This is a genomic window from Paraburkholderia fungorum, assembly GCF_046026025.1.
GTDB lineage: Bacteria > Pseudomonadota > Gammaproteobacteria > Burkholderiales > Burkholderiaceae > Paraburkholderia > Paraburkholderia fungorum_E.
Map to the genome: position 1 here is coordinate 166,229 of NZ_JAQQFL010000001.1, position 21,671 is coordinate 187,899.

Below are 21,671 nucleotides of genomic sequence, written 5' to 3' on the forward strand. Positions count from 1 at the left end.
GGCTTTTTTCTGGCCGCGCCCGCGCCCGTTAAGCTCGTTAAGCCCGTTAAGACTGCACGTCGCCAAACTCGCCGCGCACGCCGGCTTCAACCAGCGCGGGCAGCTCATCCATATGCTTCATGATGCGCGTCATGCCCATCTTGCGCAGCGCATCCGCATAGCCGTCGGGGATATGGCTCGCGCCCACGAAGGCAATCGTTTTCATGCCCGCGGCACGCGCCGCATTCAACCCGGCCACGCTGTCTTCGACGACCACGCATCGCGAAGGCTCGACGCCTAACGCTTGCGCCGCGAACAGATAGACATCCGGAAACGGCTTTGGCCGCGCGACCTGTTCGGCGCTGAAAATCCGCTCGCCGAAAATTTGCTGCAAGCCGGCACGGCGCACCGACGCATTGACGCGAGCGAGGCGGCTGTTCGACACCACCGCGGCCGGCAGCGTCACGCGCTGCAATGCGTCGCGCACCCCGTTGATCGGGCTGAGCGACGCGGCGAGGGCGAGCTCGACGTTGTGTTCGATCGTATTGAAGAAATCGGGCGGCAGTGTGATGTCGAACGACTTCTCGATACCTTCGAGAAAGCGCGAGGTCTGCTGGCCGAACGCTGTTTTGACGATCGGCTCGAAATCGAGGCCGGGGAAGGTGGCGGACAGCGTTTCGAGCATCACGTGGTCAGCGATGATTTCGCTGTCGACGAGTACGCCGTCGCAGTCACAGATAAGGTGGTCGATCATGCTTTAAGACGGGAAGCGAGAGGCACGCGAGCGAGGCAGTTGCAAGCTCATGCGCGGAGATTGAAAGCATCATGATACGTGCTTTGGCGCCGCGTGCGCGGCGCCATCGCTTTCCGCCGGCGCTTGATTGCGCCTTGAGCGTGCGTTCAGGGCGTTTGCTGCGCCGCCCGGTCCATGCAGCTATGCGAGTTTTATGGACGGCACAAGATCGGACGCCGCAGGATCAATGCGCGTGCAGGTACAGATACAGCCCCGTTGCCAGCGCGCCGCCCAGCAGCGGACCGCACACCGGAATCCACGAGTAACGCCAGTCGCTATCGCGCTTGCCGGGAATCGGTAGCAGCGCGTGCATCAGACGCGGCGACAGGTCGCGCGCCGGGCTCATCGCATAACCGGTCGGGCCACCGAGCGAAATGCCGATGCCGAGTACGAGCAGGCCGACCGGCAGTGCGTCGAGCGCGCCGAGGCCGACTTGCGGCGAAGCCAGATACAGCACGCCGAGAATCAGTACGAAAGTCGCGATCATTTCGGTGAGCAGGTTATGCGGCACGCTGCGAATGGCGGGCGAGGTGCAGAACACGCCGAGCTTCACGTCGGCATCGCCTTCTTTCGCAAAGTGTTGACGATACGCGATCCACACGAGCAGGGCGCCGGCCATGCCGCCGAGCATCTGCGCGGCGATGTAGCCCGGCACCTTGGCCCACGCGAATTTGCCGGCCAGTGCGAGGCTGACTGTCACGACAGGATTCAGATGTGCACCGCTATACGACGCCGTGACATACACGGCGATGAACACGGCCATCGCCCAGCCCATCACAATCACGATCAGATCCGCGCCCTTGCCTTTGGTGCGGGCAAGCAGCACGTTGGCGACCGCGCCGTTACCGAGCAGCACCAGCAGCGCGGTGCCAATGAATTCTGCAATGTAAGGAGACATCGTTGGTTATCCGAAATATAGTTGTTAGGGAAGCCGCGGGATAAGCGGCTTCGTTATGTCGAGAACGTATGTGTGAAAGCCGGGATCAGGGCGTGTCGGCCCAGGCCTTCGCGGCGCGAATCGCGCGCTGCCAGCCGTCGAGGCATTCCTTGACCTCGGCGTGCGGCAGGGCAGGCGTGAAACGGCGATCGAGCGCCCATTGGCTCTTCAGCTCGTTCACGTCTTTCCAGTAGCCAACCGCGAGACCGGCCAGATACGCCGCGCCCAAGGCGGTGGTTTCCGATACCTTTGGCCGCACGGCGTCGACGCCGAGAATGTCCGCCTGGAATTGCATCAGCAGATTGTTCGCGCAAGCGCCGCCGTCCACACGCAATTCGCCGATGCGAATGCCGGAGTCGGCTTCCATCGCTTTCAGCACGTCGAGCGATTGATAGGCGATCGAGTCGAGCGCGGCGCGGGCAATATGCGCCGAACTTGTGCCGCGCGTCACGCCGAACAGCGTGCCGCGCGCACGGGCGTTCCAGTGCGGGGCGCCGAGACCGGCAAACGCGGGCACCAGATACACGCCGTCGCTATGCGGCACGCTGCGCGCCATCGTTTCAATTTCAGCGGCGTTCTTGATGATGCCGAGACCGTCGCGCAACCATTGCACCACCGCGCCGCCAATGAAGATGCTGCCTTCAAGCGCATAGTTGATCTGATCGCCGATTTGCCAGGCAATCGTAGTGACGAGATTGTTCTTCGATTCGATCGGCTTGTCGCCGGTGTTCATCACGAGGAAGCAACCCGTACCGTAGGTGTTCTTCACCATGCCCGACTCCGTGCACATCTGGCCGAACAGGGCCGCGTGCTGGTCGCCGGCGATGCCCGCGAGCGGAATCTTGGAGGCGAATACGGTAGTCTTGGTCGGCCCGTACACTTCCGACGACGCACGCACTTCCGGCAGCATGTTGCGCGGAATGTCGAGCGCTTCGAGCAGTTCGTCGTCCCACTTCAGCGTGTGGATGTTGAACAGCATCGTGCGTGACGCGTTGGTCACATCGGTGACGTGCAGGCCGCCCTTGGTGAAATTCCACACCAGCCAGCTATCCACCGTGCCGAAGGCGAGGCGGCCTTGTTTGGCCTTTTCGCGTGCGCCTTCGACGTTGTCGAGAATCCAGCGGATCTTGGTCGCTGAGAAGTACGAATCGATCGGCAGACCGGTTTTCGCGCGGACTTTTTCTTCGAGACCTTGCTCTTTGAGCTGATCGCAGAAGTCGGCAGTGCGGCGGTCTTGCCAGACGATCGCGTTATAGATCGGATGGCCGGTTTCGCGGTCCCACACAATGGTGGTCTCACGTTGGTTGGTAATGCCGATTGCGGCGATCGACGTGCCGTTCATGCCGGCCCGCGTAACCGCTTCGGCGGCGACGCCGGCCTGGGTCGACCAGATTTCCTGCGGGTCGTGCTCGACCCAGCCCGGACGCGGGTAGATTTGCTGGAATTCTTTCTGAGCGCTCGATACGACATTGCCGAGCCGGTCGAACAGCATTGCGCGCGAGCTGGTGGTGCCTTGGTCAAGCGCTAGGACGTACTGATCCTGCATTGTCTCTTCTCCATGCGTTTTATGAATCGCCGGACTGCTGACCGGCGACGGGAACGGCTTGTTGTTTTAAGCGGGCTGCAACAGGTTGAGCTTGTGCGTCCCGGTTTGGTCAGTAGCCGAGGGGTGAAAATCGATTCGGTTCAAGAGGGGGCATCTCATCCGCATTGCCGGGCTGTGGTGCCATAGCCCGGCCACGTGGTTTGACCCGGAAGCCCAACTCAGTAATAAGTGTCCTGGGTAACCCGATCAGGCGCTCTGTCGGGTCGGCTCGAGGGCGAACCACGTGTCGATGTCGCGTGTGATCGAATCGAGTGTGCCGGGTTCGATGTGCAGGCCGAGTTTCGAGCGGCGCCAGAGTACGTCTTGCGCGCTGCGTGCCCATTCGGTGTCGCGCAAATACGTGAGTTCGGCTTCGTAGAGGCCTGGCGCGAAGGCGCGGCCGAGATCCGCCACTGAGCGCGCATTGCCGACCACATGCTTCACGCGCGTGCCGTATGCGCGAGCGAGACGGTGGGCCAGATCGGCGGGCAGCCACGGATTCTGCTGTTTGAAGCCGGTGAGGAAGCGCTCGAAGTTGGCCTGCGGGATATCGCCACCGGGCAACGGCACACCGGCCGTCCACGAAGGCGTGCCGTTATGCAGCGCGTGCGCGAGTTTGTCGACGGCTTCTTCCGCCAGCTTGCGGAACGTCGTGATCTTGCCGCCGAACACGGACAGAAGCGGTGCTTCGCCCGCGGGCGCGTCGAGTTCGAGCGAGTAGTCGCGCGTGACTGCCGACGGATTGTCCGCCCCTTCTTCCTCGAGCAGCGGACGCACGCCCGAGTAAGTCCAGCGCACGTCTTGCGGCGAGATCTTCTGCTTGAAGTAGCGGTTGATCGAGTCGCACAGGTACTGCGTTTCGTCGGCGTTGATCGCGACTTGCGACGGGTCGCCGCGATACTCGAGATCGGTCGTGCCGATCAGCGTGTAGTCGTGTTCGTACGGAATCGCGAAGATGATCCGCTTGTCGGGATTCTGGAAGATGTACGCGTGATCGTGTTCGAACAGGCGGCGCGTGACGATATGGCTGCCTTTCACGAGGCGTACGCTGTGCGTCGCTTCCCGGCCGAGCGCGCCGTGCAGCAATTCGCCCACCCACGGTCCGGCCGCATTCGCAATCGAGCCGGCGCGCACGTCGAGGATCGTGCCGTCCGCGCGTTTGAGTTGTGCGCGCCATTCGCCACCGGCGCGCACCGCGCTCAGCAGTTTGGTACGCGTGAGGACCTTGGCGCCGCGCTCCTGTGCATCCAGCGCATTCAGCACGACCAGACGCGCGTCATTCACCCAACCGTCCGAGTACACGAAACCGCGTTTGATGGAATCGACCAGCGGTGCGCCGGCAGGATGATTGCGCATGACGATACCGCGCGAACCGGGCAGCAGTTCGCGTTTCGCGAGGTGATCGTAAAGGAACAGGCCGGCGCGGATCAGCCAGGCCGGACGCAGATCGGGCATATGCGGCATCACGAAACGCAGCGGCCACATGATGTGCGGCGCTGCGCGCAGCAGCGTTTCGCGCTCCTGCAGCGCTTTGCGCACCAGCCCGAACTCGCGGTATTCGAGGTAGCGCAGGCCGCCGTGGATCAGCTTGGTGCTGGCCGACGACGTATGGGCCGCCAGATCGTCCTGTTCGCAGAGCAGCACCGACAGGCCGCGGCCCGCCGCATCGCGTGCGATGCCTGCGCCGTTGATCCCGCCGCCCACGACGAGCAAATCGTATCTCGAGCCTTGCGTCACCTGCTGTGTCCCCTGCGTCGTATCCGGAAGTGGTTTAGAAAAACTATCGAGCCGATAGTGTTCGTTTGCGAACTTTAATGAACATATTCGAAAAAGTAAAGTTCGGTTTTCTTAGGCATTCCTCTAGTGCCCTGGCTGAGGTGGTGGCGCAACGCGCGGCCACGGACGATACTCTCGAAAGTAGCCATTTCGAGGTGAATTCATGCGTGGACTTTGGATGATCGGTGGCGTTGCGCTCCTGACTGGGTGTATCAGCTCGCCGAGCCTGAACGGGACGATGGGCGCGCCCTCGTTCGCATCGTTGCAACAGATGTGCAGCGCCCAGACGGTCGACTACGGCAACGACGCGCAAAACGTCTACACGACGCTGTTCGACGCGTATGTAGCGAACCGGCGCGGCAAGTTGTCGAAGGACGATTACTGCGCATTCCAGGCGTCGCTTGCGCAGCGCTACGCGAGCCAGGGGGCGAGTACCGATCCGCAGGTGCGAAATCAGTGGGTGACGTTCTTCACCGACCAGCGAGCCAGGGCGTTGAGTTGGCGTGCGGCGGCCGACCCGACCTTGCGCGCGGGCTGAGCGTCGCCTCAGGTTCTCTTCGTCCCGTTCTTTTCATCCGGCAATCGGCGTTGCGTGTGTGCGGGGTTAGCTCGAGGCCAACATGGGGCTAGCCGCGTTGCGGCTGCGCTCCGCGCCACAGCATCCGGCGAATCTGCGCGAACACGGCTTCGCGCGTCGGTGCGGTGCTCGCAGCGGCTTGTTGCGCTTGCGGCAAAGGCAATTGATTGGCCAGCGCCAGCATGGTGAACCCGTGCAGACTCGCCCAGTACGCATAGCCGATCAGGTGCGGATCGCCCTCCAGAACGCCCGCGGCAACCAGCTTCTCGAAATGCGTCCCGAGCATCTGCAAGGCGCGTTGCGATGCGGCGGCGAGTTCCGGGTAGGGATCTTCCCGCTGGGCCAGGTCGAACATCAGACGGTAGGCGTGCGGCTCGTCGAATGCGAACGCCACGTAGGCATCGCTGAGCGCGTAACGGTCGGTCGAAAGGGCCTGTTTCGCCACCGCTTCGAGTCGCGCCGCAAAGCGCTTGAAGGCCGCTGTGCGGACCATCGCAAGGATCTCGTCCTTGTCGCGGAAATAGCGGTAGGGCGTCATCGCGCTGCAACCCAGCTCCTTCGCCAGTTCGCGCATCGTCACGCCTTGCGCGCCGCGGGTGGCGAACGCATTTTCAGCGACGCGCCGCATGGCTTCGCGAAATTGCTGGATGTCGTCGGAGGAGAGTGTTTTTGGCATGCGCGAGGGAAGAAGGTCCGTCGCGTCAATTTACTGTGTAAATGAATTGGACACAACAAAGCGGCCGTTTGGGCGGCCGCTTCAAATCCAACCTCAGTCTTGTTACGAGAAACGCTTGATGGCACGGAGTGCGCTGTCGCCGCTTTCGGTCACGCGCCATTGTTCGTTGCCCGACGCGAGCCGTTCGAGTTGCACCAACTGGCGTTCCAGCAGGGCATCGAGTTCTTCTCGCTCCATGTCGACTTGATTGGGGGCGTCCTTGACGAGCAGCAGCGTGGCGAATTCATGCGGACTCAGCATCGTTCTCTCCATGTCAAGCTAACGCGGACAGCCTTGCCGGCGACTGGCACGATGCCAGTGAAGTCCGCTAGAGGATCAGGCGGGAGGTACGGCTCATACACACAGGTTCACACCGCCAGCGTGCCGTGTAGCGCGGAACGGACGCTGGGGAACTGGAGTGTAGTCAACCGCCAGATAAACACCAAAGGGGCCCCAGTAAATTTTCCCTTTGACAATTGGCACGCTCAGAGGCGGTTTGGGGCGGCGGCCAAATCCTTGATTTCACTCGAAGTTTCGCGTGCACTGCAACATGGCCGAAGACACCTGGATTACTCGGCGATATACACCTGGCAGTTGGCGGCAGCGAGCGTTTCGTTCATCTCGGCGGGCGGCGCGGCGTCGGTGAAAAGCGCGTCGATCTGGTCGAGATGACCTTGGCGCACGAGCGCCGGGCGGCCGAACTTGGAGTTGTCGGCGGCGAGAAACACGGTGCGTGCGTGCTGGATGATGGCCTCGGCCACGCGCACTTCGCGGGTGTCGAAATCGCGCAGCGTGCCGTCCGTTTCAATGCTCGACGTACCGATGATCGCGAAGTCCACCTTGAACTGCCGAATAAAGTCGATCGCCAGTTCGCCGACGATACCCTTGTCCCATGGCCGCACGATCCCGCCCGTCACCAGTACTTCGCAATCCGGATAGCCGCTCATCATGCTGGCGACGTTCAGATTATTGGTGATCACGCGCAGGCCGCGATGCCGGTTGAGGGCCCGTGCGACTTCCTCGGTGGTCGTGCCGAGGTTGATGAAAAGGGATGCCTGGTCAGGAATGTGAGTAGCCACTAGCGCCGCAATCCGCCGCTTCTCTTCATGGAACATCCGCTGGCGCGCCGTGTACGAGACGTTCTCCGAGCTGGTCGGCAGACTGGCGCCCCCGTGATAGCGGCGCAGCAGGTTCATGTCGGCGAGCCAGTTGACGTCGCGGCGGATCGTCTGCGGCGTCACGTCAAAGTGGGCCGCGAGGTCGTCCACGGTCACGAAGCCGTCGCGTTGCACCCACTCCAGCAGTTCCTGCTGCCGGGCGTTGAGAGTCAGGCGGGGGTCTCGGGTCATGTGTCTCGGGTCGTGGGTTTTTATCGGCGCTGCCCGCTGCCGGCGCGAAAAGCCGGGCCGGAAAACGGGTAATGCGTGAACGAGGGTGAGCGTATTGTAAGACCATCGCACGTCTTGTCTGCCAACTCGTGCGTCATGGTTCGGGTCCTGAGCGACGCTGCTGCGATCTATTCAGATCATTTGTGCATTTATTCATTTGATAAATGAATTTGTTTTTTGCACCGGATCGCGCTGCAATCCAAGGTTCCGCGTATGACCCCGCGTGTTACCCGGTTTTTATCCGAGTCTTACCCGTTTCCCATGGCTTCCGGCGTTCAAGAACGCGCCGGGCCGCGCTTTCGAGAGTGTTCGACATGACTGGCTTCAACTGGCAAAACCCCTACCCGACGCCGCGTCTGCCTGTATTCGCGCGCAACATCGTTTCGAGTTCGCATCCGCTTGCCGCGCAAGCCGGCCTACGGATGTTGTGGAAAGGCGGTAATGCCGTCGACGCGGCGATCGCAGCGGCCGCCGCGATCACGGTGGTCGAGCCGGTGTCGTGCGGGCTTGGTGGTGACGCTTTCGCGCTCGTGTGGGACGGCAGGAAACTGCATGGCCTGAACGCGTCGGGTGTCTCGCCGGCAGCGTGGAATGTCGATTACTTCAAGCGCAAGTACGGTGAGGAAAATGGTCTCGCGAAGCAACCCAAGCGCGGTTGGGACGCAGTGACGGTGCCGGGCGTGATCGCCGGCTGGGAAGCGCTGCATCAGAAGTTCGGCTCGCTGCCGTTCGCCGATCTGATGGAGCCGGCGATCGAAATCGCCGAGCGCGGTCATGCGGTGGCGAGCATCGTGGCCTACAAATGGGCGGCGGCCGTGCCGGAACTGAAGGACCTGCCGGGCTTCGCGCAAACCTTCATGCCGCGCGGCCGCGCGCCGGAAGTGAGCGAACTGGTGCGCTTTCCCGGTCACGCGAAGACGCTGCGCAAGCTCGCTGAACAAGGTCCGCGTGCGTACTACGAAGGCGAGATCGCCGAACAGATTGCGGCGTTTGCGCGTGAAGGCGGCGGCGCGTTGACCCTCGACGATCTGCGCAACTACAAAGCGGACTGGGTCGAGCCGATCGGCAAGGACTATCGCGGCTACACCGTGCATGAAATTCCGCCGAACGGTCAGGGCATTGCGGCGCTGATCGCGCTGGGCATCCTCGAAAAGTTCGACGTGAAGGAACTCGCCGTCGATAACGTCGAGTCGCAGCATCTGCAGATCGAAGCCATGAAGCTGGCGTTCGCCGACGTCTACCGCTACGTCGCCGATCCACGTTCGATGGACGTGACGCCCGAGCAGATGCTCGACGACGCGTACCTCACGTCGCGCGCGAAGCTGATCGACCACAAGCGCGCCACGCAGTTCGACTTCGGCATGCCGAAGGCCGGCGGCACGATCTACATGTCGGTGGCCGACGAACGCGGCATGATGGTCAGCTTCATCCAGTCGAACTACATGGGCTTCGGCTCGGGCATCGTGGTGCCGGACAGCGGCATCGCGATGCAGAACCGCGGCTGCGGTTTCTCAATGGATCCGAAGTCGCCGAACGTGGTGGAAGGCGGCAAGCGGCCGTTCCACACCATCATCCCGTCGTTCCTCACGCAGCAGGTGGACGGCAAGCAGGAAGCGGTGATGAGCTTTGGCGTGATGGGCGGCGATATGCAGCCGCAAGGCCACCTGCAATCGATCGTGCGGATGCTCGACTACGGTCAGCAGCCGCAGGCCGCCTGCGATGCGCCGCGCTGGAAGGTCAATCGCGACTTCACCATCGACATCGAATCGACGCTCGATACGAAGACTGCGGAGGCCTTGCAGAAGCTGGGCCACACGATCAAGTCGGTCGACGATCCGTACATGGATTTCGGTTCCGGCCAATACATCTGGAAGCTCGACCGTAACGATCCGGACCGTGGCTACGTGGCGGCGAGCGACAGTCGTCGAGACGGGCTGGCAGCCGGGTTCTGAACGACTCAAGCGAAGCGCGGCGCTGCCTGTGCAGCGGCCGCGTCTCGTTGCATCCTTTGACGATGCATGACGCATTGTCGAGTAGCAAACCGATCAAGCGATTAAAGCAAGGCGTCGCGCGCAATCGTAATGGGCCGCGCGCGGCAGCCGGGCATCGAGCGCCTCCAGCGCTTGCAGCGCGTCAAATATCAGGCAGGGCAGGAGACATCATGAACATCCCCGCGTCGCAAGCCGCGACAGCTTCCCCCCATTCCACGTCCGCGCCGCTTTCCAAAGCGATGGTGCGGCGTATCGTGTTTTCGTCGTCAATCGGCAATGCGCTCGAGTGGTTCGACTTTCTGGTCTATGGCTACTTCGCGACGATCATCGCGAAACAGTTTTTCCCGATGCAGGACGAGTGGCTCTCGACGTTGCTCGCCATTGCCACCTTCGGCATTTCATTTCTCATGCGGCCGTTGGGCGCGGTCGTGCTGGGCGTCTATGGCGACCGCCAGGGCCGCAAGGCGGCGCTCACGCTCGCCATCGCGCTGATGATGGTCGGCACCTTCACGATGGCGGTGATGCCGCCGTATGCGTCGATCGGTATTGCGGCGCCCGTGTTGATTCTGCTTGCGCGGCTCGTGCAAGGTTTCGCGGTGGGCGGTGAGTTTGGCAGTGCGACGGCGTTCATGGTCGAGCATAGCGCGTCGCGTCGTGGTTATTACGCGAGCTGGCAGTTCGCGAGTCAGGGTCTCGCGGCCATCACCGCGGCGGCCTTCGGTTCGCTGCTGACCGCGTGGATGCCGCCCGAGCAACTCAATAGCTGGGGCTGGCGCCTGCCGTTCGTGTTCGGTTTGCTGGTCGGGCCAGTGGGCTATTACATCCGTTCGCATCTCGACGAGACGCCGGAGTTTCTCGCGCTGCGTGAAGCGCGTGAAGTACGTGAAGCGGCGCGTGAGGCGGTGGGCAAGCGCCAGGAGACGCATCAGGAAAAGGGCGCGTCGTTCAAGAATCAATGGGTGAATCTGCTGCTGGCCGTGGGCATCGTCGCTCAGTCAACGGTTGGCGTTTATGTGCTGCAACTCTATATGCCGATGTACGCGGTCAAGCAGTTGCACATGCCGGCCGCGGCGTCGTTCGGCGTGGTGGTGCTTAACGGCGGTTTGCAGTTCCTGCTCTCGCCGGTGATGGGCGCATTGTCCGACCGCATCGGCCGGATCCGCATCATGCTGACGACGTCCATTCTGATGGGGGTGTCGATCTATCCGATGTTCGCTTTGCTGCAATCGCACCCGACGATCGGCTGGCTGCTTCTTTTGCAAGGTACCGCCGGTATTTTCAAGGCGGCATATTCCGGACCGATGCCCGCGTTGATGTCGGAGATTTTCCCGACCCAGGTGCGCTCCACGGGTCTTTCAATCGGTTACAGCATTGGGGTGACGATTTTCGGCGGATTTGCACCGACGATCGTGGAGACCTTCATTCACTTGACCGGCGACAAGCTTGCGCCAAGTTACTACGTCCTGATTGCCGCCGTGTTGTCGGGGTTGTCGCTTGCAGTGGTTGCGTGGCGTATGCGGCGCGTCCGGCACCTTGAAGGCGTCCAGCTCGCATGACGGTTCGGACAGCGCCCGTTGTGCTCCGCAGTGAGCCTTGTCGCGCTTGACGCGCACCTGGTTCAACTCAAAGCCAGCTCTTCGAAGCTGGCTTTTTTTCGCCTTGCGTGCCTCGTTTGTAATCAACCGAAGCATTCGACTACCGTGAAATTGGAACTGCGACGGTCCGGTACGGTCTGTGCTGGGTTATCTGCAGAGTTGCTAAACACCGGCTAAGATGCAAGATACAAGGGGTTAACTCTAATTCAAGGCGCTGTATCTGGCACGGCGGATCGTCCTTGCAATAGCGGGCGGTTCCGGGCGCGCTCCACGAGTCGATACAGCTTTCGGAGCAATGACACAATGCACACTGAGCTGAACCATGTGATGCCCTGGCGGATCGAGGATATCGACCTCACCCGCATAGATCGACAGAAAGCAGTCGCTAACGAAGATCTACTGCTTCTGTTGTGCGCAGCTTCGTTTATTGAAAGCGGTACCGATCTTTACACCAGTAATCTGAGCACCTTCTTCGACGGCGACCCGGAAGTTTCGGCCTGGCTCAATCAGGAATGGGAGCCCGAAGAAATGCAGCATGGCCGGGCCCTCAAGACGTATATCGCGTACGTCTGGCCGGAGTTCGATTGGGACACTGCGTTCCGCAATTTCATGGAAGAGTATTCGCTGACCTGCTCGGTGGAAGATTTCGAAAAGACCCGCGCGCTCGAAATGGTCGCTCGCTGTGTGGTGGAAACGGGTACGGCCACGTTGTATCGCGCGATCGGCGAATGTTCGGATGAGCCCGTGCTCAAACAGATCACCGACAACATTCGCACTGACGAAGTCCGGCACTACAAGCACTTTTTCAAGTTCTTCAAGAAGTACAACAAGATCGAAGGCAATGGGCGTCTTGCGGTTCTCGGCGCGTTGATGCGCCGCGTGCTGGAAATCAAGAACGAAGACTCGGAGATCGCATTGCGCCATGTCTTTGCGATTCGTTATCCGGAGCGCGTGCACGATTCGGCCTATAACCGTGAACGCGCGGCGCGCATCAATGCGCTGGTGCGGCGCAATCTGTCGGCGGACATGTGCGTGAAGATGCTGCTCAAGCCGCTCGATATTCCGGCCAAGATCCAGCCTGGGGTGCATTACCCGCTCGCCAAGATCACGCAGCACGTGTTCTTTCGCTGATGCTGCCGGTGATACGCGCAACCCTCGCAACCTGCTTCTGACCGGATCGATACGATGAGCGATATTCCTTCACCCGAACGTCCGCTCGACCAGAACGTATTCGACGAATGGCCTGACGCGGTCCGCACGTTATTCGACGGTGCTTCGCTGGCGAGCAAGACGGGGTTCACCGCGTCGCTGCTCACCGTCGATGCGAATGACCATGTGCGTACTTCGCTGCTCGGTGTCGGCGAGTTGTACGCGCCTGATTCGCGCTCGTTATGTATCGCTTTGTGGCCACAGGCGCGGGCGGCGCGTGTGATCGCGCAAAGCGGACGGGCCGCGCTGACCTTCGTCTGCGACGAGGCGTTCTATCAGGTGCAGTTGCGTTTGACGCCGCTAGCGGCCGTGACAGGCGACAGCAGTGGCCTCGTGTACGTCAGCGGCTCGATCGACACAGGCGAGGCGCAGAGCGTGCGTTATGCGCGCCTGACAAGCGGCATTACGTTTGAACTGGAAGGAGAAGGGGAGGTGGTGCTCGATCGATGGGAACGGCAGATCGAGCACCTGAAGCAAGCTGCCGCCGCGGCTAGCCGGTAGTCTGAGACCACCGCTAGCGAGCAGGCAGTGCCTGGAACTTAACGGCCGCGTTGACCGCTGCGCGTCGGCTGGCCGCCACGCGGCGCGTCGTTGCGCGGCTTGGCGCCACCCAGCAACGCACCCGGATTACCGCCTTGCGGCTTCGCGCCCTGCGGCTTGCGCGGTGCATGTTGCGCGGCGCTGCCTTCGTGCGCTGCTGCACGCGGTTGACCGTCGTGACGCTGGCCGTCGCGGCGTGGCTGGCCACCGTTGCCGGCCGGCTTCGCGCCTTGCGGCTTCGGCTGCTGCTGACCATTCGCCGGGCGCTGACCCGAACGCTGTGCCGGCTTGGCCGCCACTGCGCCGTCGCGGCGGCCACCGTCACGCTGGCCACCCTCGCGTTTCGGTGCGCCTTGACCCTGACGCGGCGAACGTCCACCGCCACCGCCGCCACCCTGGCCACGGCGCAGAATCGGTTCCGGCTTCGCAGTCGGGTCCGGCTCAAAACCGGCGATCACTTCCTGCGGCACCTGGCGCTTGATCAGCTTCTCGATGTCCTTCAGCAGTTGCAGTTCGTCGACGCACACCAGCGAAATCGCCTCGCCCGATGCGCCTGCACGACCCGTACGCCCGATGCGGTGCACGTAATCTTCCGGCACGTTCGGCAAATCGTAGTTGACCACGTGCGGCAACTGATCGATATCGATGCCGCGTGCGGCGATGTCGGTGGCGACCAGCACTTGCAGCGTGGCGTCCTTGAACTCGGCGAGCGCGCGCGTGCGGGCCGATTGGCTCTTGTTGCCGTGAATTGCCAGTGCGCTGATGCCGTCTTTCGTCAACTGTTCGGCAAGGCGGTTCGCACCGTGCTTCGTGCGCGTGAACACCAGCACCTGGAACCAGTTGTGTTGCTTGATGAGGTGCGTGAGCAGCTCGCGCTTCTTGTCGCGGTCAACCGGGTGAATCTTTTGCGCGACGAGCTCAGCCGTGGTGTTGCGGCGGGCGACTTCGATCAGTGCCGGCGAGTCGAGCAGGTTGTCGGCGAGCGTCTTGATCTCGTCGGAGAAAGTGGCCGAGAACAGCAGGTTCTGACGCTTCGGCGGCAACTTTGCGAGCACGCGCTTGATGTCGTGGATGAAGCCCATGTCGAGCATGCGGTCGGCTTCGTCCAGCACGAGAATCTCGAGATGCGACAGATCGATGGTCTTTTGCTGCATGTGATCGAGCAAGCGGCCCGGCGTCGCGACGACGATGTCCACGCCGCTGCGCAGCGCGCCAATCTGCGGATTGATGCCAACGCCGCCGAACATCACGGTCGACTTCAGCTTCAGATACTTGCCGTAGGCGCGCACGCTTTCTTCGACCTGTGCGGCCAGCTCGCGCGTCGGCGTGAGGATCAGCGCGCGGACGGCACGTTTGCCCGACGCCGTGGTGACGGCGGGCATGGTGTTCAGGCGCTGCAGGATCGGTAGCGTGAAGCCGGCGGTCTTGCCGGTGCCGGTCTGCGCGCCGGCCAGCAGGTCGCCGCCGTTGAGCACGGCGGGGATCGCTTGCGTCTGGATCGGAGTCGGGGTGGTGTAGCCGAGTTCGTGTACAGCGCGGACCAGCGGTTCGGACAAGCCGAGGGAATCAAAAGACATAAATGCTCTTTGCAATGCAGTTTCGCGAACGGCACCAGGTGGCACCAAATGGGCACGAGGCAGGTACAAGCTGGTACAAGCACGGCATGAACACGCCCGTATGGCGCATTCGAGGCCGAAGCCCGGTTCCGGTCGCAGAGAAATCGGCGGCACGCTCAAATGCGTGCCGAATGCTTCAACGCGCTATGCAGACACGTTGACTGGCCTTAAGTTGCATTTCGCCGCCGTGGGGTGTCACGCGACATAGCGCGCGACACTGACGAATTGACACAGACTGCCCGCCAGTACGAACAGGTGCCAGATACCATGTCCGTGCCGGATGCGCTCGTCGTTGATGAAGAAGTAGATGCCGGCGCTATAGATGATCCCGCCGGCCACGAGCCAGGCGGTACCCGCTGCTGGTAAAGCTTGAACCAGCGGGCGGACGGCAACGAGCGCGAGCCATCCCATCAAGACATACAGCACCATCGAAACGCTGCGGGTGCGTCGCCCGAGCGTCAGTTCCTGCACGATGCCGAGAGCGGCAAGCCCCCAGCTTACGCCGAATAGCGACCAGCCCCACGGCCCACGCAAGGTAACAAGTGTGAACGGCGTGTAACTGCCGGCGATCAGCAGGTAGATCGCCGAATGGTCGCATTTCTGCAGAACCGCTTTGACGCGCGGGTTGCGCACGCTGTGGTAAAGCGTCGAGATAGCATACAGCACGAACAGCATCGCACCGTAGACACTGAAACTCACCACCTTGTACGCGTCGCCGTCGAGCGCGCCCATTGTCACGAGCGCAGCGAGACCCGCCACCGACAGTACGGCGCCGACGAGATGGGTAATGCTGTTGAAACGCTCACCGACATGCACGGCTCTTTCCTCCTGCGCGGTTTCATAAGGGTTTATCCCCACATGATACCGGTCCTGAAAAAACGAAGGGCGCGGCCGCGAGTTTCGCAGGCCGCGCCCCAGGTGCATCTCACGCTGCTTAGTCGAGCGGCGCCGAACGCAGATCGGACACTTGCTGCGGCGATACAGCGGTACCGTGGTTGCCCCACGACATACGAATGTACGTCACGACGGCTGCCACTTCCGTGTTCGACAGCGCCTGTGCGAACGGCGGCATGCCGTACGGATGCGGGTTGGCTTCCGTGCTCGGCGGATAACCGCCGTTCAGCACCATACGGATCGGGTTGACCGCCGATGGCATCTGGATCGACTGGTTGTTCGCCAGCGGCGGGAAAGCCTGCGGCATGCCGAGACCGTTCGTCGCGTGACACTTCGCGCAGTTGTCAGCGTAGATCTTCTGACCTTGCTTCAACAGTTCGCCACCGAACTTTTCCGAAGTCTCGAGTTGCAGGGGTTCCGGCGCCTCGCTCTTCTGCGGAATCGTCTTCAGGTACGTAGCCATTGCGTTGATGTCTTCGTCCGACATGTACTGCAGGCTGTTGTGAACCACTTCAGCCATCGGACCGAACACCGCGCCGCGGTTCGACACGCCGGTCTTCAGCAGGTCGGCGATGTCTTTGGTTTCCCAGTCGCCGAGACCGGCTTCCTTGTTCGACGTCAACGACGGTGCGTACCAGTTCTGCAGCGGGATCAAGCCGCCGGCGAATGCCGCCGAGCTGACCGGGCCGCCCATGGCGTTGATCGACGTGTGGCACATGCCGCAGTGGCCGAGACCTTCGATCAGGTACGCGCCACGGTTCCATTCGACCGACTTGGTCGGATCAGCCTTGTACTCGCCTTCGCGGAAGAACAGCGTGCGCCAGCCGATCAGCATGTTGCGCTGGTTGAACGGGAATTTCAGTTCGTGCGGACGGCTCGGTACATTGACCGGCGTGACCGAGCGCAGGTACGCGTAGATCGCGTCCGAGTCGGCGCGCGTGACCTTCGTGTAGCTCGTGAACGGGAAGCCCGGGTACAGCAGGCTGCCGTCTTTCGAACGGCCGGTGTGCATGGCGCGGTAGAAGTCGTCCTGCGTCCATTTGCCGATACCGTACTGGTCGTCAGGCGTGATGTTCGGCGTGAACATCGTGCCGAACGGCGTAGCCATGGGCAGACCGCCGGCGAACTGCTTGCCGCCGCGCACCGTGTGGCAGGCGATACAGTCGCCGGCGCGGGCGAGGTACTCGCCCTTCTTGATCAGCGCGGCCTGGTCGGCGGGCGTTGCCGCCATAGCCGAGCCGTTATGCAGGTTGTCGCCGCCCGACCACAGGACGGGAACGAGTGCGGCAGCCGCAACGACGACGACTGCCGAGAGGGCGAACAAAGACTTGCGTTTCATTTGAGTGTCTCTCCCGGTGCCTTATTGCGGTTCGCTGCCGCAGGCAAGCGGAGTCTTCATCGAGCGGGCCGGAGCCGGCACGGGGTTTTGTGGGGCCGTTTGCGTGGCAAGCCATGAAGCGACGGCGTTCACGTCGTCATCGGTCAGACGGGTGGCGATGGTGTGCATGCAATCAGGTGCGATGGCATGACGCGAGCCCGAACGCCATGCGCCCAACTGCGCGCTGATGTAGTCCGAATGCAGACCGACCAGACCCGGGATAGCGGGTTCCATACCGGTCAGCGCCTTGCCGTGGCAGGCCGCGCAGGCCGGAATCTGTTTGGATGCATCGCCGTGCAGCACGATCTGCTGACCGCGCGCAACAATGGCCGCCGACACGGTCGGCTTGGCCGGCGCCGGGTACGGCGGACGCTGTTGCGAGAAATACGTGGCGATCTGATGGAGGTAGTCGTCAGAAAGATACGTGACGAGGTAGTTCATGGGCGGGTACTTGCGGCGCCCTTCACGGAAATTCTGCAGCTGGTTGTACAGATAGTCGGCCGGCTTGCCCGCCAGACGCGGGAAGTAGTCGTTGTCGGTACCTTGGCCATGCGAGCCGTGACAGGCCGTGCAGCCCTGCACGCGCGCTTCCATCGTATCGGGGGCCTTCGGTTGAGTCTGCGCTTTCGCAGCGCTATAGACACCCGCGGAGCCGATCAGCAGAAGGGCAAGCAACGGGCGGAAAATGCGTCTTGAAGACACGCGTAACTCCATCAAAATCGGGGACCTGACCGAACTTCGAGCGGCTCGGTGTGAAGGGCAGCCGGCGCTGCGGCGACGCAGCATTCTATCATCGAAGGGTGATGGTGACTATTTGCCACATTAGAGAAGGTTCCTGGTGTCACAGCTATGCGACAGTTTGCCGCGCGACCGTGCCACCGCGCGGCAAGTGGGCCGGCCGTCTCGATTTTGTCCGAACGGTTGCGGGTGCGCGCCTGGTTCGCGCCGCTTTGCGTGACAAAGCCGGTTGAACCGACGCGCGCGCCGGCTATCGAAGCGTACACTTCCGGGCGCGCCGGCGTCTGTCCGGCGCCCATGCCCCCGGCTCAACGTCCACCGTTTCACTTTCCACACGCTATCGGCCTTACATGAAGCTATTCAATTTTTCCCGCCCGGCGCTGCGTGCGTTGATGTTCGGCGCCGCCGCGCTGGTCGTGACGTCGACGGCTTTCGCGCACGCCCATCTGATGTCGAGCGAGCCGGCAGCGAACGCCGAAGTGGCCGCTCCCACTGAAGTGACGATCCATTTCACCGAGCCGCTCGAGCCGGCTTTTAGTCGGATCGAGCTGAGCGACACGAGTGGCAAGCCCGCCGCGCCGGCTGCGTCGCAAGTCGACAAAAGTGATGCAAAGGTGATGCACCTGGCGCTGCCGCAGTTGGCGGCCGGCCGCTATGCCGTGCAATGGACCGCGGTTGCCACGGACGGCCACCGCACGCAAGGCAACTTCGCTTTCATCGTCAAATGAGCATGGACGGATTGTGGATCGGGCAGGTCGCCATGGCCGCGCTCATGAATGTCGCGTTTGCGTTCGCCGTCGGTTCGGCCTTGCTCGGCGCGTGGCTCGCTAAAGACGCGCAGGTCAAGATCGCGCCGGCCCGGCCCGCCTGGTTGCGCGCGCAACGGTCGATGCTGACGGCCACCGTCGTGCTGGTGCTCGCGGATCTCGGCTGGCTGTTGTATCAGGCGGCGTCGATGAGCGGCGTCGCGTTGCCGGCGGCCATCGGCGTGGTGCCGACCGTCCTGACGCAAACCCATGTCGGCTATGGCTGGAGCGTGGCGTTCGCCGGCGCGCTGGTGTTGCTGGGCACGGCCATGGCCAGTCACACGGGCATGCTGCGCAATGCGCTGTTGTGGCTCGCGGTGATCGCGATCGCGGCGGGCAAGGCGTCGCTCGGGCATGCGGCCGATGCCGGGCCGCTCTCGGCGGCGATCGCCATGCAGACGCTGCATGTGCTGGTCACCAGCGTGTGGGGCGGGCTGGCAATGGCGGCGGGGCTCTCGGTTTTGCCCGCGCTCGGCACCTCGACCGCCCGTGGGATGCTGATCCGCACGGCGACGCAGGTGTCGCACGTCTCGGTGGTGGCGGTCGGACTGGTGCTGCTTACCGGCATTTTCAACGCGGTGCGCGGTTCGGGCGGCTCGTTCGAGGCGATCCAGATGAGCACGTGGGGCCACGTGCTGACGCTGAAACTGACGCTGGTCGCGCTCGCGCTGGTGCTCGGCGGACTCAACCGTTTCTCGGCGCTGCCGCGCTTGCGCCGCACAGCCTCGACGATGGACGCGCATACCTTCGTCAATGTGTTGTATCTGGAAGCGCTGGCGATGATCGGCGTGTTCGTCGCAGCGGCCGTGTTGTCGCACAGCGTGCCGGCATTCGCCGCATTGGGCTGAGAGCAAAAAAAGCGCCGCACGGAAACTGCGTGCGGCGCAATACACACGGTCGCTCGGCGGTGGCCGACTGATCCGTTACTGCCCTGGTGCTGTCCTACTGCCCTTTCAGGCAGCGAGCGCGTTGTGCGTCCGTTCCAGCGTCTCTTCCGGAAACATTTCCTGCTGCAGTTCGCCGTCCTCGCCGAACCACTGGCAGATCAGCCAGTTGCCCGGCGCGAACAGCACCGGCCCGCTCCAGGTCGCCGTCATTGGGCGTCCGCCGGACTTGAGCGTCAGCACGTCGCCGGCGCGGTAGATGGGTCTCGCGGGTCTCGTGGGTTTCGCGGGCCTGGCAGATCGCATTCCCAGTCGCATGGTGAGCATCCGTTCGAGGAGCACGATTATTCGAGGCCGAGCCGATGTCCGACAATCGGCGCGCAGAAGAGCGCGATCGCGCAGCCGGCCGCCTTGCCTTCGAGTTCGGCGCCTGCGGCACGCGAGCCGTACATGTGCGTCAGCAGATCGAAGAGTTGCGGCAGGCAGTACAGCACCGCGGCCGCGATAAAGCATTTTTCGACCACGGAAATGCGCCAGCCGCGTTCGTAGGCGAGCATCGCGCCGATGATGCGAAGCACGCCGAATACCACCAGCGCGCCGACGGCGGCCTGTTCTCGGATCAGATAGTCTGGAAGGAATTCGCCCATGATGTTCCCCGTTGCTTGTGTCGTTTGAACACATTTGAGCAAGGAGCGGGCCATGTGTATGTCCGGTGCCGGACATAAGGCGGCAAAGCCTTTCTGGGAAAGGCTTTGCGCAATGCGGAGAAGCGCGTTCGAAAGGCCGGACAGTGCGGTTTCGAACCGTTCCGGTCCGTGATGTTACGTAACTGCGACGGCGCGCGCGTCACGCCACCGTAACGCGCGTGCCAGGCGCCGGGAAAGCGCTTTGAAAGGCGGGTTAGCGGATCCGTTCGATTCGCCCGACCAGAAACAGATAAGACAGCGCGCCGAGCAGGCCGACGGCGCTCATGAATACCAGCGCGGGTTTGAAGTCGTCGTTCCTGACGATGAGGCCGATCACGATCGGCACGCAGATCGACGACAGATTGCCCATCAGATTGAACATGCCGCCGGTGAGGCCGAGCAATTCCTTTTTCGCCATCGACGACACCAGCACCCACGTGATCGACGAAAAGCCGCTGCCGAAGAAGGCGATCGCCATGAAGAGGATCACCATCGAAGGCGTCTCGACATAGTTTGCACCGACGATCGCGGTTGACAACAGCAAGCCTGTCACGATCGGCACCTTGCGCGCGACGGTGACCGACACGCCACGCTTGACCATCCAGTCCGACAGCAGCCCTGAACTCAGAATGCCGACGAACGCGGCGAGAAACGGCACCGCCGCCATGAAGCCCGCCTTCAGGAAATCCATGTGCCGGTATTTGACGAGGTAGGTGGGAAACCACGTCAGGAAAAACCACAGCGTCGAAGTCACCGCGATCTGGCCGATATACACCCCCCATAGCTTGCGGTTGCCAAGCACCGCGCGCCAGTCGGCGGCCGTGTAGCGCGTGCGGGCACGGCGCGTGTCGCCCAGTTCGACGAGGCCGCCGCCGGCGCGGATCGTTTCGAGTTCGGCTTCATTCACGTCCGGGGCTTCCGACGGCTCGCGATACAACGCATACCAGACGCCACCCCACGCGACCCCGAGCGCGCCGGTCAGGAAAAATACGCCTTGCCAGCCGAAATGCGCCTGCGTGAGAACGAGCACGGGGGTGAGAAACGCGAGCCCGACATATTGACCCGATGTGTACGTGGCAATCGCGCGAGCCCGTTCGCTGTCGGGAAACCAGGTGGTGACGACGCGATTCAACGTCGGATAGGCCGGCGCTTCCAGCGCGCCGAGCAGCACGCGCAGCGACAGCAGGATCGCGAACGTGCCGGCGAAGCCTTGCAGAATTGTCGCCAGCGACCACAGCCCGATGACGAGTGCCAACAGGAGCCGCGGCCGCGTGCGATCGACCAGGACGCCGCCGGGGATCTGCAGTAACGCGTACGACCAGCCGAACGCGGAAAACACCAGCCCCATATGGGCCGGGTCGAGTTGCAGGTCGCGGGCGATCGCGGTCGCCGCGATCGACAGATTGCTGCGGTCGAGATACGTGATGACGACGGTGACGAACAGCATCGCAAGCAAACGGTGGCGCTTGCCGGTGGCTTGCGTTCGAAGGTGGGTTGTCTCCACTGAGGCGGTCCTCTTGCTGGTTTTTCTGTAGGTGCAGCAGGTGCAGCGGTACAGCGGGCGAGCCAAAGAAAACGCCGCCC

Annotated in this window: 21 protein-coding genes; 7 read left to right on the forward strand and 14 right to left on the reverse strand. The window is 62.5% G+C overall.

Annotation, left to right across the window (positions count from 1 at the left end; translation table 11 throughout):
* Positions 1-46 precede the first annotated feature (46 nt).
* From PQR67_RS00765 to glpD, 4 genes are all read right to left on the reverse strand, one after another.
* The gene (locus tag PQR67_RS00765; RefSeq protein WP_408453101.1) at positions 47-733 is read right to left on the reverse strand and encodes an HAD family hydrolase; all 687 of its coding nucleotides are present in this window, start codon (positions 731-733) and stop codon (positions 47-49) included.
* A gap of 223 nt (positions 734-956) precedes the next feature.
* Entirely contained in the window at positions 957-1,670 is a 714-nt protein-coding gene (locus PQR67_RS00770; protein ID WP_408453104.1) for an MIP/aquaporin family protein, read from the reverse strand.
* A gap of 85 nt (positions 1,671-1,755) precedes the next feature.
* A complete protein-coding gene (gene glpK / locus PQR67_RS00775) occupies positions 1,756-3,255 on the reverse strand; it encodes a glycerol kinase GlpK (protein ID WP_408453107.1) in 1,500 nt (499 codons plus the stop codon).
* Positions 3,256-3,501: 246 nt separating this feature from the next.
* Complete coding sequence (glpD, locus tag PQR67_RS00780) at positions 3,502-5,031, reverse strand: glycerol-3-phosphate dehydrogenase (RefSeq protein ID WP_408453110.1); 1,530 nt, start codon at positions 5,029-5,031, stop codon at positions 3,502-3,504.
* A 202-nt stretch (positions 5,032-5,233) separates the two neighbouring features.
* Here glpD and PQR67_RS00785 point away from each other — a divergent pair, with 202 nt between their 5' ends.
* Complete coding sequence (locus PQR67_RS00785) at positions 5,234-5,608, forward strand: hypothetical protein (protein ID WP_408453113.1); 375 nt, start codon at positions 5,234-5,236, stop codon at positions 5,606-5,608.
* An 88-nt stretch (positions 5,609-5,696) separates the two neighbouring features.
* Here PQR67_RS00785 and PQR67_RS00790 read toward each other — a convergent pair whose 3' ends face one another.
* From PQR67_RS00790 to PQR67_RS00800, 3 genes are all read right to left on the reverse strand, one after another.
* Positions 5,697-6,323 carry a TetR/AcrR family transcriptional regulator gene (locus PQR67_RS00790; protein WP_408453116.1) on the reverse strand — a complete coding sequence of 209 codons (627 nt, stop codon included), beginning with the start codon at positions 6,321-6,323 and terminating at the stop codon, positions 5,697-5,699.
* A 102-nt stretch (positions 6,324-6,425) separates the two neighbouring features.
* Positions 6,426-6,623 carry a hypothetical protein gene (locus PQR67_RS00795; protein WP_073429069.1) on the reverse strand — a complete coding sequence of 66 codons (198 nt, stop codon included), beginning with the start codon at positions 6,621-6,623 and terminating at the stop codon, positions 6,426-6,428.
* A 308-nt stretch (positions 6,624-6,931) separates the two neighbouring features.
* Entirely contained in the window at positions 6,932-7,711 is a 780-nt protein-coding gene (locus PQR67_RS00800) for a DeoR/GlpR family DNA-binding transcription regulator (RefSeq protein WP_093635526.1), read from the reverse strand.
* 353 nt (positions 7,712-8,064) lie between these two features.
* Between PQR67_RS00800 and ggt the strand changes: the two genes are divergently transcribed.
* The 4 genes from ggt (at position 8,065) to PQR67_RS00820 (ending at position 13,046) form a co-directional block, all read left to right on the forward strand.
* The gene (ggt, locus tag PQR67_RS00805; protein WP_408453120.1) at positions 8,065-9,702 is read left to right on the forward strand and encodes a gamma-glutamyltransferase; all 1,638 of its coding nucleotides are present in this window, start codon (positions 8,065-8,067) and stop codon (positions 9,700-9,702) included.
* A gap of 209 nt (positions 9,703-9,911) precedes the next feature.
* Positions 9,912-11,297, forward strand: coding sequence for an MFS transporter (locus PQR67_RS00810; RefSeq protein ID WP_408453123.1), 1,386 nt, complete (start codon positions 9,912-9,914; stop codon positions 11,295-11,297).
* A gap of 342 nt (positions 11,298-11,639) precedes the next feature.
* Positions 11,640-12,467 carry a ferritin-like domain-containing protein gene (locus PQR67_RS00815; RefSeq protein ID WP_408453126.1) on the forward strand — a complete coding sequence of 276 codons (828 nt, stop codon included), beginning with the start codon at positions 11,640-11,642 and terminating at the stop codon, positions 12,465-12,467.
* 54 nt (positions 12,468-12,521) lie between these two features.
* The gene (locus PQR67_RS00820; protein ID WP_408453129.1) at positions 12,522-13,046 is read left to right on the forward strand and encodes a hypothetical protein; all 525 of its coding nucleotides are present in this window, start codon (positions 12,522-12,524) and stop codon (positions 13,044-13,046) included.
* 38 nt (positions 13,047-13,084) lie between these two features.
* On the opposite strand, the gene PQR67_RS00825 is transcribed toward PQR67_RS00820, so the two are convergent.
* The 4 genes from PQR67_RS00825 to PQR67_RS00840 form a co-directional block, all read right to left on the reverse strand.
* A complete protein-coding gene (locus PQR67_RS00825; RefSeq protein WP_408453132.1) occupies positions 13,085-14,662 on the reverse strand; it encodes a DEAD/DEAH box helicase in 1,578 nt (525 codons plus the stop codon).
* 234 nt (positions 14,663-14,896) lie between these two features.
* A complete protein-coding gene (gene trhA / locus PQR67_RS00830; RefSeq protein ID WP_408453135.1) occupies positions 14,897-15,517 on the reverse strand; it encodes a PAQR family membrane homeostasis protein TrhA in 621 nt (206 codons plus the stop codon).
* A 118-nt stretch (positions 15,518-15,635) separates the two neighbouring features.
* Positions 15,636-16,934, reverse strand: coding sequence for a c-type cytochrome (locus PQR67_RS00835; protein WP_408453138.1), 1,299 nt, complete (start codon positions 16,932-16,934; stop codon positions 15,636-15,638).
* A 21-nt stretch (positions 16,935-16,955) separates the two neighbouring features.
* Positions 16,956-17,687, reverse strand: a complete 732-nt coding sequence (locus PQR67_RS00840) for a c-type cytochrome (protein ID WP_408453141.1) — start codon at positions 17,685-17,687, stop codon at positions 16,956-16,958.
* A 374-nt stretch (positions 17,688-18,061) separates the two neighbouring features.
* On the opposite strand from PQR67_RS00840, the gene copC reads away from it, so the two are divergent.
* Positions 18,062-18,439 (forward strand): copper homeostasis periplasmic binding protein CopC, encoded by a 378-nt coding sequence (gene copC / locus PQR67_RS00845; RefSeq protein ID WP_408453144.1) that lies wholly within the window; start codon positions 18,062-18,064, stop codon positions 18,437-18,439.
* Positions 18,436-19,365 (forward strand): CopD family protein, encoded by a 930-nt coding sequence (locus tag PQR67_RS00850; protein ID WP_408453146.1) that lies wholly within the window; start codon positions 18,436-18,438, stop codon positions 19,363-19,365. Before copC ends, PQR67_RS00850 begins: the two co-directional genes overlap by 4 nt.
* A 105-nt stretch (positions 19,366-19,470) precedes the next feature.
* On the opposite strand, the gene PQR67_RS00855 is transcribed toward PQR67_RS00850, so the two are convergent.
* The 3 genes from PQR67_RS00855 to PQR67_RS00865 form a co-directional block, all read right to left on the reverse strand.
* Entirely contained in the window at positions 19,471-19,728 is a 258-nt protein-coding gene (locus PQR67_RS00855) for a YodC family protein (RefSeq protein WP_408453797.1), read from the reverse strand.
* 17 nt (positions 19,729-19,745) lie between these two features.
* Positions 19,746-20,048: a hypothetical protein gene (locus PQR67_RS00860; RefSeq protein ID WP_120349391.1), complete on the reverse strand. Its 303-nt coding sequence runs from the start codon at positions 20,046-20,048 to the stop codon at positions 19,746-19,748.
* A gap of 253 nt (positions 20,049-20,301) precedes the next feature.
* The gene (locus tag PQR67_RS00865) at positions 20,302-21,645 is read right to left on the reverse strand and encodes an MFS transporter (RefSeq protein WP_408453799.1); all 1,344 of its coding nucleotides are present in this window, start codon (positions 21,643-21,645) and stop codon (positions 20,302-20,304) included.
* Positions 21,646-21,671 lie beyond the last annotated feature (26 nt).